3 protein-coding genes and 1 pseudogene are annotated in these 3,205 nt (G+C 61.7%); 3 read left to right on the top strand and 1 reads right to left on the bottom strand.

Features of this window, described 5'->3' with window-relative positions; translation table 11 throughout:
- Positions 1 to 477 (top strand): hypothetical protein (locus tag ASE04_RS31055; RefSeq protein WP_162260539.1); only part of this gene is annotated, 477 nt, incomplete at its 5' end.
- Positions 478 to 529: 52 nt separating this feature from the next.
- Here the strand turns inward: ASE04_RS31055 and ASE04_RS19215 are convergent.
- Positions 530 to 751 (bottom strand): DUF1127 domain-containing protein, encoded by a 222-nt coding sequence (locus tag ASE04_RS19215; RefSeq protein ID WP_056820510.1) that lies wholly within the window; start codon positions 749 to 751, stop codon positions 530 to 532.
- 103 nt (positions 752 to 854) lie between these two features.
- Here ASE04_RS19215 and ASE04_RS19210 point away from each other — a divergent pair, with 103 nt between their 5' ends.
- Positions 855 to 1,733, top strand: a complete 879-nt coding sequence (locus tag ASE04_RS19210) for a LysR family transcriptional regulator (protein WP_200960744.1) — start codon at positions 855 to 857, stop codon at positions 1,731 to 1,733.
- Between the two features lie 491 nt (positions 1,734 to 2,224).
- Positions 2,225 to 3,205, top strand: a pseudogene (locus ASE04_RS19205) (beta strand repeat-containing protein); the annotation flags it as partial.

The following is a 3,205-nucleotide window of genomic DNA, read 5'->3' as shown; positions in this document are numbered from 1 at the left end:
ACGCAGATTGCATCCCTCTCCACAGGTCAGGTTGCAGCCCTCGTCTCCGCACAGATCAGCGCCATCGACACCGCTCACCTCTCAGCCCTCACCGCCTCCCAGGTCGGCGCCCTCACAACCGATGCTCTCTCAGGTCTCGCTTCCAGCCAGATCAGCGCGCTGACGGCAAAGCAGGTCGCAGCGCTGAGCTCCGACCAGGTCGACGCGTTGAGTTCCGACCAGGTGGCAGCATTGACGAGCGCGCAGATCGCCGCCCTCAGCGCCGATCAGATCGGAGCGATGTCGGTCGAAGAGATCGGCACCTTCCTGACCGACGAGATCGCCGCGATCAGCACCAAGGCACTATCGGGCCTGACGACCGAAGATATTGCTGGCCTGACGACCGAGCAGCTGGATGCCTTCACCGGCCAGCAGATCGGGGCGCTGAGCGGTGATCAGGTCGCGGCTCTTGTCGCAGCCCGCTATCAGGACAGCTAACCGGCGCTCGCGGCGCGCCACCTGCGCGCCGCCGCCTGCTAAGATCGGCCGGTTAGATTTGGTCCCAGAACCAGGACTTACCGAATTCCGCACGTGCCTCGCCGCGCGTGACCCCGATGTCGTCGAGTTGCTCGCCGGTCAACTCGGTGAGCGTGTGGCGGCTCTGCCGCTTCTCGGCCCATTGCCTGAAATGCCTTGCAACTCGCTCCCACAAGGTGGCGACCGTGCCTGCATCTATGCGCGTTGATGTTTCTTCTCCGACGTTGCTCGCCATGGCGTGCTCCAAACTTCTGATCAAGATGACCACTGGAGATAACGCTAGCTCCGCTCACTAATGAAGATTATGGTTTTAATGCAAATCATAAGGATTTCTTTTGTTGTTGAATCTCGATCAGCTCGCGACCTTCGTCAGCGTTATCGAACACGGCAGCTTCACCGCGGCCGCCGAAAAGGTGGGCCTGACGCAGCCGGCGGTCAGTCTGCAGGTGAAGCAGTTGGAGCAGCAACTCGGCGTGCGCCTGATCGAACGCGTCGGCCGACGGGCGCAACCGTCACCGGCCGGCGTCGAATTGATCACGCACGCGCGGCGTATTCTCGCCGAATGCGAAGCAGCGGGAGAAGCGATGGCGCCTTATCGAGAGGGTTCCGTCGGGCGCGTCAGGATCGGTAGCGGCGGAACGGCATCCGTCCATCTGCTGCCGCGCGCCATATCAGCCGTCAAGAAGAACATGCCGGGCCTCGAGGTCATCGTCCGGATCGGCAATACCGACGAGATCCTGCGGGCGCTCGAAGCAAACGCGCTCGATCTCGCGGTCGTCACACTCCCGGCATCCGGCCGGTCGCTGGAGGTCGAGCCCTTCTATGAAGACGAGATGCTGGCCGTGGCGCCGGCCGGGAGTGAAATGCCGGAGGGTGGTCCCGATGCCGCCTTCCTGCGCGACAAGATCCTCATGCTCTACGATGGCGGCAACACCCGGGCGGCGACCGACCGCTGGTTCGAGGCATCGGGCGTCGGCTGCGAACCGATGATGGAATTCGGCAGCGTCGAAGCCATCAAGGAGCTCGTCGCCGCCGGGCTGGGCTGGTCGCTGCTTCCGGGTCTTGCGCTCAAGCGCGACACCGCCGGCGCGCTGGTCACGTCGTCGGTCCGCCCTCCTCTCATCCGAAAACTCGGCATGGTCATGCGGCGCGACAAGCATCTGACGCGCGGGCTGCGCGAAGTCATCAAGTGCCTTCGCAATGTCGAGAGTTCATGAAGTCGCCCCTTCGAGCTCTGTCACAAAGTAATACAGGGCCTCGATCTCCCCAAAAATGGTAGAAAAGCCGCTGTCTCATAGATGAACGGCTGTGTCCCCTGTTAATCCAAAATTAAAATCTAATGAATAGATATCGTGGTGGTCGTGAGGGTTCTGTCGAAGGACGCCGCCCGTCGTTTTGCTTAGGCAAGGTTGCGAGGCGCTGTAGCCAACTCCAGAAGTCTGCGTCCACTGGCGTAGGGATCAGGGTCATGTTGACCCTGGGCGCATGATGCCCTTCCGATGCGCTGGCTCGTGCGAGCCATGTTCCATGCAGCATTCTTTTCTCCGACAGGACGCTTGCGTTGTCGATGCCTTGGGGGCTTCGGCGTGCAGGTAAGCTGCCCGTGGGCGCAGGACGCGCTCCAGGCCGCGATGGATGGCATTGTGTCCGTCTTCGAGGTCGATGGCAGGGAATGACGTTTTGATCAGTTAACCAGGGGCGCGCGTCCATGACCACCATTGTTTCATCGCTGACCATCAACCAAATCAAGTCGCTATCGACCGCTTCGATAGCCGCGCTTGCGTCTTCCGAAATTGCGGCAATGAGCGTAAGCCAGATCAAGGCGCTCAGCTCGAGCCAGGTTTCGGCACTCAGCACCGATGACGTTGCTGCACTAAGCTCGTCGCAGATCGGCGCCATCTCGGCAGCCGCTGTCATAGGCCTCAACATCGATCAGATGCAGGTTCTATCTTCCACCCAGATCGGCGGCCTTTCCGCTGCTCAGGTTACCGCACTCTACACCAGCCAGGTCGATGCGCTCTCCTCCTCCCAGGTTGAAGCGCTTTCATCCGTTCAGGTCGCCGCTCTCAGCGCCAACCAGCTGAAGGCGCTCTCCACGGACGAACTCGCAACGTTCTCCACGGATGAAATTGCCGCCATCAGCGTCAAGGCGCTGGCCGGCATGACGACGGAACAGGTCGCATCGCTGACCTCCGACAAGCTGATGGCTCTCAAGGGCACGCAGCTCGCGGCACTGGCAACCAGCCAGATCGTGGCACTCGACTCCGCACAGCTCGGCGCTCTCACGACCTCCCAGATCACCTCGCTGAGCGCCAAGCAGATCACCGCTCTGACGACCGATAGCATTGTCGGCCTGACGTCCGGCCAGGTCGGTGCGCTCTCCAAGGTTCAGATCGCCGCTCTGACGACGACGCAACTCAGCACCTTCGACACGACGCAGGTTCAGGCCCTGAGCTCCGCTCAGATCTCCGTTCTGACCGCGGACGACATCAAGGCCCTGTCTTCGGACGATATCGCGACCTTCACCACCGATGAGCTCGCTGCCATCTCGGTCAAGGCTCTTGCCGGCCTCCGCACCGAAACCATCTCAGCCTTCGCCTCCTCGCAGGTCGCAGCTCTGACGAAGACGCAGCTCGCAGCACTGAGCACCACTCAGGTTGCATCCATGGGCTCCGACCAGGTCGCCGCC

Source organism: Rhizobium sp. Root708 (genome assembly GCF_001429725.1).
In the GTDB taxonomy this organism is placed as follows: Bacteria; Pseudomonadota; Alphaproteobacteria; order Rhizobiales; family Rhizobiaceae; genus Rhizobium.
This window is presented reverse-complemented; position numbering and strand designations above follow the sequence as displayed.